General features: G+C 37.8%; 7 protein-coding genes and 1 pseudogene. 2 read left to right on the top strand and 6 right to left on the bottom strand.

Annotated elements, in window-relative coordinates; all coding sequences use genetic code 11:
* The 3 genes from AC1DOS_RS15615 to parE all read right to left on the bottom strand — a co-directional run.
* Nucleotides 1–1,162, bottom strand: a 1,162-nt coding sequence (locus AC1DOS_RS15615) for an MFS transporter (protein WP_477538240.1), incomplete at its 3' end; no start/stop codon positions are given.
* A 54-nt stretch (nt 1,163–1,216) separates the two neighbouring features.
* Nucleotides 1,217–3,661 carry a DNA topoisomerase IV subunit A gene (gene parC / locus AC1DOS_RS15620; RefSeq protein ID WP_477538241.1) on the bottom strand — a complete coding sequence of 815 codons (2,445 nt, stop codon included), beginning with the start codon at nt 3,659–3,661 and terminating at the stop codon, nt 1,217–1,219.
* Nucleotides 3,658–5,631: a DNA topoisomerase IV subunit B gene (gene parE, locus AC1DOS_RS15625; RefSeq protein ID WP_477538242.1), complete on the bottom strand. Its 1,974-nt coding sequence runs from the start codon at nt 5,629–5,631 to the stop codon at nt 3,658–3,660. The genes parC and parE overlap by 4 nt, the downstream gene beginning before the upstream one ends.
* A gap of 208 nt (nt 5,632–5,839) precedes the next feature.
* On the opposite strand from parE, the gene plsY reads away from it, so the two are divergent.
* Entirely contained in the window at nt 5,840–6,445 is a 606-nt protein-coding gene (gene plsY / locus AC1DOS_RS15630) for a glycerol-3-phosphate 1-O-acyltransferase PlsY (protein WP_108587003.1), read from the top strand.
* 36 nt (nt 6,446–6,481) lie between these two features.
* Nucleotides 6,482–6,772, top strand: coding sequence for a HesB/YadR/YfhF family protein (locus AC1DOS_RS15635; RefSeq protein WP_108587002.1), 291 nt, complete (start codon nt 6,482–6,484; stop codon nt 6,770–6,772).
* 40 nt (nt 6,773–6,812) lie between these two features.
* Here AC1DOS_RS15635 and AC1DOS_RS15640 read toward each other — a convergent pair whose 3' ends face one another.
* The 3 genes and pseudogenes from AC1DOS_RS15640 to AC1DOS_RS15650 all read right to left on the bottom strand — a co-directional run bounded on the left by AC1DOS_RS15640 (nt 6,813) and on the right by AC1DOS_RS15650 (nt 8,186).
* Entirely contained in the window at nt 6,813–7,115 is a 303-nt protein-coding gene (locus AC1DOS_RS15640) for a hypothetical protein (protein ID WP_477538243.1), read from the bottom strand.
* Entirely contained in the window at nt 7,115–7,540 is a 426-nt protein-coding gene (locus AC1DOS_RS15645) for an acyl-CoA thioesterase (protein WP_477538244.1), read from the bottom strand. The genes AC1DOS_RS15640 and AC1DOS_RS15645 overlap by 1 nt, the downstream gene beginning before the upstream one ends.
* Before the next feature lie 73 nt (nt 7,541–7,613).
* Nucleotides 7,614–8,186: pseudogene (locus tag AC1DOS_RS15650) on the bottom strand (SDR family oxidoreductase).
* Nucleotides 8,187–8,309: the final 123 nt, after the last annotated feature.

The following is an 8,309-nucleotide window of genomic DNA, read 5'->3' on the forward strand; positions in this document are numbered from 1 at the left end:
GACTTAAGAAAATCGTTGTTAATGATAAACTGAGTACTCCAAACACGACGACCATCCATTGTAAGCCAATTAAATCTAATAATGCTCCTGTTGCTAACAAAACTACTTGAAAAATCACTCGCTCCAACATATTTCGGAATGAGAAAAATCTTCCATGGAACGCTTTTGGCATCTGCTTCTGGAAAATTGTCATTGCTGTTGGGAAAAAACTACCAACTGCAAATCCGAACACTGCAAATGCTGTTACCGATAATACTGGACTAGCAGCAAATATTAAAATTAGCTCTGCTAAACCGATTATAAATGCAAAGAAAAATAATATCGTACTTGTACTCCATTTTTTAGCGATATATTTCACAACAATTGTACCAATCATAAACGCAATTCCTTCTGCAGCGTAAATGGTTCCTTTAATCGATGCTGAATCTTGCATTTCACTAATATTGATGACAAGTAAGTTAAATGATCCGATAAATAACAATGGAATTAAAGTCATTACTAACGTCATCATGACAGCTGGGTACGATTTTAATATTGGAAAGACTTCCATAAATCCGCCCTTACCAGGTGCAGAAACTTTTACTTTTGCCTCTTTCCCCTCTTCCTCATCGATACGTAACAGATACGTAGTGATTAACAAGCCACCATAAGCAATGATTGACATGTAATAAAGTGAATCTAACGACCAATACACTAATACTACTCCAGCAAGCGCTGTTCCTATAACGCGTGCCATCGTTGCTACGTTCATATGCCATCCATTCATTTGCAGTAAATTTTCATCTTTTACGACTAATGGAATCGTGGCTTGCAAAGCTGGAAAATAAAATGCTGCTGACAGTTGGATACTAATCATAAATGCGACCATCCACCATATAGAGCCTGTACCAATAGCTATTAACATAAAACTAACACTAATCATTCGACCAAATCCTGAAATTAATAGGACAGTCTTTTTCTTCGATTGATCAATAACTTTGCCAGCTAGTGGCCCAACTAAAATACCAGCTAACAAACCAATGGCCATAATAACAGATTTCAAGAAATCTGAAGGAATTCGTACTTGCATAAACTCCAAATTCCCAATGATTCCGCTCCACAACCCAAGTCCGGCAATCATTTCACCAACTAAAATAATCCACACATTGCGATTCTTCCACATACATTCCCCTGTTTACAACAAAGGAAGCTATAATAGCTCCCTAGTTGTACCCTTTCAAGATTTCTTGCTTTCGATGGTTTTCTTCAGGACTTTCCAAATACGTTCGACAGCTCCATCTTTATCTGTATCGACAATAAATGAACCGTTAGAATAACGATCGGATAATCGGATAGGTTTCGTATCAACTACTTCACGAACTCCTTTTGCTGTCTCGATAATCACTTGTTCATTGTCTTGTACATAGAATACGCCACTAACTCGGTGAGCATTCGATTTCAATTCGCGTAATACTACAATACCGCGTTTAGCACGAGTGCCTTGCTCAAATTCTTTTAAGGACATTTTTTTAACGGCTCCACGATGTGTGACTAAGAATAGATCGCCACGGGCATCAGCTGGTATAGTAGTTGCATTTACGACAACATCGCCGTCTTTTAGGTTAATCCCTTTCACACCACCCGTTTTAACACCAGTTACAGGTACTTCATCCATATTAAATCTAACGGCATAAGCATTTAAAGTCGCAATAAAGATATCATCCGCTTGTGTAACTAAATCTATATATACGACTTGATCGCCTTTTTTCAAGTTCATAGTATTTAACGCACGAGAATAGCGTTGTACCTGATATTCTGCAAGCGATGAACGTTTGATTTGACCTAGTTTGGAAACAGCTAAAATAAAGTGAGTGTCATCAAATTTGTCGATTGGAATAGCTTTAATAATGGTCTCATTTGAATCAAGCGATACAATGCTTGAAACATGTTGACCTAAGTCCTTCCAACGAATTTCAGGTAACTCATGAATCGGTTGATAAATATAATTGCCTAAGCTTGTAAATAATAATAAGTGATGTTGTGTATTCATCATCGATTCAAATATCAAATAATCCGATTCTTTCATCGCGAAGTCTTTACCGTTTGAAGCGCTATAAGAACGCGAGCTTGTACGTTTTACATAGCCATCCTTCGTTACAGTAACGACGACTTCTTCACTTGGAATCATTACATCTAATGTTATTTTAATTTCTTCGATTTCATCTTCAATAATAGATCTTCTTGGCTCAGCAAATTGCTTACGTATTGTTTGCAACTCTTGTTTGATAACTTTTGCCAATTGGGATTCGTTATTTAAGATGGCTAATAGCTCACCAATTAATTTTTGAAGACTTGCTTCTTCATTTCTCAAATCGGTAATGTCTGTGTTAGTTAATCGATACAGTTGTAGAGAAACAATCGCTTCGGCTTGTTCTTCAGTGAAAGAAAATGCACGAATTAAATTATTTTTCGCATCACGTTTGTCTTGTGATTGACGAATGGTAATAATCACTTCGTCCAATATCGACAATGCTTTCATTAAACCTTCTACAATATGAATACGATCTTTTGCTTTTTGTAAGTCAAAATTAGAACGTCTTGTCACGACATCTTTTTGATGTGCAATGTAGGCATCTAGCAGTAATGGAAGTGTCATCATGGTTGGACGACGATTATGAATGGCAATCATGTTAAAGTTGTAGGCAATTTGCAAATCTGTATTCTTAAATAAGAATTGAAGAATTCCTCGTGCATCTACTTCTTTTTTTAATTCTATAACAATACGCAAACCAGTTCGATCCGATTCATCACGAACATCTGCAATACCATCTAACCGTTTGTCCAAACGTTGATCATCGATTTTTCGAATTAACACCGCTTTATTAACTTCAAAAGGAATCTCGGTAATGACAATTTGCTCTTTTCCGCCTTTTAATGGTTCAATGTCGGCTTTTGAACGAACAATAATTTTCCCTTTACCGGTTTCATATGCTTTTTTGATTCCGTCGACACCTTGAATAATACCGCCAGTAGGAAAATCAGGTCCTTTTAAAACAGTCATTAGGTCATCAACCGTAGATTCAGGTTTATTCATTCTCATTAATACGGCATCTAACACTTCATGAAGTGCATGTGGTGGCATGTCTGTTGCATACCCTGCAGAAATACCTGATGCTCCATTGACTAATAAGTTAGGAAAACGAGCAGGTAATACAGTAGGTTCTAGTTCCGAGTCATCAAAGTTTTGTACAAGATCTACGGTTTGTTTCTGGATATCTCGTAACATTTCACCTGCGATAGCAGATAAACGTGCTTCTGTATAACGCATTGCAGCTGGAGGATCTCCATCTACCGAACCATTATTCCCGTGCATTTCGATCAACATATGTCGTACTTTCCAGTCTTGACTCATTCGCACCATAGCATCATAAACGGATGTATCACCGTGCGGATGATAGTTACCGATTACATTACCAACGGTTTTAGCCGATTTACGGAAAGGCTTTTCGTTCGTGTTACCTTCATGGAACATTGCATATAAAATACGACGTTGTACTGGTTTTAAGCCATCTCGTGCATCTGGTAAGGCACGATCTTGAATAATGTACTTACTATAACGGCCAAACCGGTCGCCGATGACTTCTTCTAGTGGTAAATCTTGATAACGTTCGGTTTGTGTCATTCTGAATCCTCCTCGGCATGGATGAGATCATTCTCTAAGATATTACTGTCCTCATCTAAACCAAAATTAACATTTCCTTCAATCCAACGTCTTCTAGGTTCTACTTTGTCACCCATTAACGTTGTGATACGTCTTTCAGCACGAGCATCATCATCAATCTCTACTCGAATTAACGTTCTGGTCTCAGGATTCATTGTGGTTTCCCATAATTGAATAGCATTCATTTCTCCTAAACCTTTGTAGCGTTGAATCAAATACCCTTTGCCAATTTTTTTAATTGCGGCTTCAAGTTCGGCTTCAGTCCATGCGTAAATAAGAACTTCTTTCTTCCCTACCCCTTTATAAACTTTATACAGTGGAGGTAATGCGATATATACTTTTCCCGCTTCTATTAAAGGTTTCATGTATCGATAGAAGAATGTTAACAACAACACTTGTATATGTGCTCCATCTGTATCGGCATCTGTCATAATGACAATTTTGTCATAGGCAATGTCTGGCACAGAGAAATCAGCGCCTACTCCCCCACCAATAGCATGAATAATCGTCGAAATTTCTTCATTTTTCATAATGTCTGCAAGTTTCGCTTTTTCCGTATTGATTACTTTCCCACGAAGAGGCAAAATAGCTTGGAAAGTGCGGTCACGTCCTTGTTTAGCAGAACCACCCGCAGAATCTCCCTCGACTAAATACAGTTCATTTTTTGCAGCATTTCGAGATTGGGCTGGAGTTAATTTCCCAGATAAGATCGAGCTAGATTTTTTTGATTTCTTTCCACTACGAGCATCTTCACGGGCTTTGCGTGCCGCTTCACGTGCTTGTTGTGCACGAATGGCTTTACGAACAAGTGATGCACTCAATTCTGCATTTTCTTCTAATACATATAAGAGTTTATCCGATACTACAGAATCAACCGCTGCACGAGCTTCACTCGTTCCTAGTTTACCTTTCGTTTGTCCCTCAAATTGAAGGATTCCTTCAGGTATACGTACCGAGATGATTGCAGCAATCCCTTCACGAATGTCTGCTCCTTCTAGGTTTTTATCTTTTTCTTTTAATAAACTAGTTTTTCGTGCATATTCATTAAAGACACGTGTTAAAGCTGATTTTGCACCAGTTTCATGCGTTCCACCGTCACGTGTTCGCACATTATTTACAAAAGATAGAATCGTTTCCGAATAGCCATCATTAAACTGGAAAGCGAATTCAACTTCAATCTCATCTTGAGTTCCTTCAACATATGAAACTGGATGTAAGACATCTTTTTCTTCGTTTAAATAACCGACGAATGCTTCAATTCCAGTTTCATAAAAGAAGATATCTTGTGTGCCGTTACGTAAGTCATTTAACTCTATTTTTAATCCTTTTAATAAAAAGGCAGATTCACGTAATCGCTCACAAATCGTTTCATAGTTGTATTTAGTTACCGAAAAGATGGTTGGATCGGGTAGGAAATGAATAGACGTTCCAGATTCTTTTGTTGAACCAATATGTTCAAGTGTTGTTACGGGGTGTCCGCCATTTTCAAAACGTTGACGAAACTTTTTACCGTCACGATGAATGGTGACTTCTAAAAATGAGGATAAGGCATTCACTACTGAAGCACCAACACCGTGTAAGCCGCCACTTGTTTTATAACCGCCTTGACCGAATTTTCCTCCTGCGTGAAGTACAGTAAAGATGACTTCCGGAGTTGGTTTTCCTGTCTTATGTATCCCAGTAGGCATTCCACGTCCAAAGTCTCTAATACTGATACTTTGATCTTCATGGATATTTACGATGATGTGATGACCATATCCTGCTAATGTCTCATCTACAGAGTTGTCGACTATTTCATACACCAAATGGTGCAAACCTCTAGCATCAGTAGAACCAATATACATTCCTGGACGTTTTCGTACCGCTTCAAGTCCCTCGAGTACTTGAATTGCATCGTCGTTATAAGTTGTTAATGATTGATTTTTCGCCAAATCTTTCTCCTCCAAAAAACAAACAGATGTTTTCATTGTATAGAATGAATGCTGCCTTTGCAATGTGTCTCTAGCTATAATACAGTACTTCGACTATTAAACTTGTTTGAATGAAAGTTCAAATAATGCGTTGTGACGGATTGTGACTAGTGATAAACTAGTTTTACATATTAAGAGTACATACTAATTAATTTTAAAGGAGCACTTTATGAATATTGTTATTCTCATATTACTAGCTTACTTACTAGGATCGATACCTTCAGCACTTTGGATAGGTAAACTTTTCTATAAAATCGATATTCGCGAACATGGAAGTGGCAACTTAGGCGGAACTAATACATTTCGTATATTAGGACTTAAAGCAGGTTTAATTGTTTCCATTATGGACATTTTAAAAGGAACAGCAGCTACTTTACTACCGCTTCTTCCTTTCTTTAGTGATACAGACATCCACCCGCTCGTTTTAGGGGTAGTCGCAGTAATTGGTCATATGTATCCGATATTTGCTAACTTCAAGGGTGGCAAGGCTGTTGCGACTTCTGGAGGTGTGTTACTGGCGTATCACTGGCCGATATTCCTTCTTATGATTGTGTCTTTCTTTATCGTGTTGAAACTATCCAAAATGGTTTCTTTTACGTCAATGGTTCTTGGAGTAATAGCACTCATTTATACTCTTGCATATAATATATTCTTTGAAGTAGATATTCCATTATTAGTCGTTATTGTTTTATTATCTTCTTTTATATTATATCGTCATCGTGCGAATATTATCCGCATCAAAGCAGGAACCGAGCCAAAAGTAAAGTGGATATAATACAATAAGATTAGTCCACGAAAGGTTGATGTTCACATGAAGATTATCATTTCAAATGAAGCGATGACCTGGTTTAAAGAAGAAATGGAAACCACATCTGGAGAATACGTTCGATTTTATGCTCGATACGGCGGTTCAAGCCCTTTACATGAAGGTTTCTCATTAGGTGTAACGAAAGAAGAACCCATGGACCTGTCTGTTGAGCGTATAGAAGAAAACATCCATTTTTATATTGAAGATCGCGATGTATGGTATTTTGACGGTCATGATCTCCACGTCAATGTTGACTCGAAATTACAAGAGCTTACGTATTCATATAAGAAGTAAAGTTAATAATCCACTAAGAGTGACTACTCTTAGTGGATTATTATTTTTGTTCAAATCGGTTTAATTGATTCAATATGCCTTCTTTTTTCATAATCGTTTGTTGATGCTGTCCAAACAAATCAAAATGAGGATARGCTTCTTTGTAATCAATCCACTCTGGTTTTAATCCGTATTGAGTCCCCCACGTAATAAGTCGATTAATATCTKAACAACCAACTTTCGTCACCGTCTTACATCCAGGGAATCGCTCATCTACCCAGTAATGAGTTAGGAACGCTATTTCGCCTCTGCTTACAGTATCCTTCCATGACACGAGTTCATGTCGTTTTATGCCAAAAGCCATTATTCTTGCACCATAGCTATTTCGGTATACTTAGCATCCCAATCGGCATCCGCTTTTTTCAATGATACCGGTCGAAACGTGTCTTTCTTTACTAATACATGTTCTGATTTAGCAGTTGCTGCTATGGTTCCATCCTTGTGTAAAATCTCATAACCATACGTAGTGCGAAGTTTACCATGTGACTCCACCCATGTTCGAACGGTCGCTTTTTCACCATATTTCATCGACGCTTTATATTGTATCGATAAATCAATAACAGGTGATAAGTAGCCTTCTTGTTCTAATCCAGCATACGTATATCCCAAGTCCTCTATTAATGCTGTACGACCAATTTCCATCCATACTAAATAGTTGGCATGATAGACAACACCCATTTGATCTGTTTCGGCATAACGTATTTCAATTTCCTTTTCACTAATAAACATTATTAAGTCACCTCTAGTCCCATTATACAAAATACGACGACAAAATGGTGCGATAATGCTTGTCGCTTCTACTTTACATCATTATCCCGCCATCTACTTGTAGGACGTGACCTTGAACATAATCTGAGTCACTTGATGCTAAAAATAAATAAGCATTGGCTATATCTATTGGTATTGCAAGACGTTGCAGTGCAATCATTAAAGACATTTGTGCCACTATGTTTTCAGGTATCTTTTCAACCATAGCGGTACGTGTAAATCCTGGAGAAACCGCATTTACGTTGATTCCCTTTCGCCCATGATTTAGTCATACCTATTACAGCAGCTTTTGATGCAGATAATTGGGTTGATTCACATTTCCGTAAACTCCACTTAAAGACGAGGTATTAATGATTTTCCCTCTCCCTTTTTCTAATAAATACGGAAGAACAGCTTGCGTGCAATTGAAAACCCCAGTAACGTTTACATCAAGAACTTGTTGAAAATCAGTAGAAGCCATTTTAGCCAACATCGCATCACGAGTAATTCCTGCATTGTTTACTAGAATATCTACTCCTCCATATGTTTCAACTGCTTTGGAAACAAGGTTGTCTACACTATCCCTGTCTGCTACATTTACTTGGATATACGTAATGTCATAGCCTATATCTTACTAAGATTTTTTGTTGCTCAATTCCCGCTTTATCATCAAAATCTGCCATAATGATTTTTGCACCTTCCTTGGCAAAGCGTTCGCATGCTGCTAATCCAATCCCATTAGCCCCCCCTG

Source organism: Paenisporosarcina sp. P5_A11 (assembly GCF_056400705.1).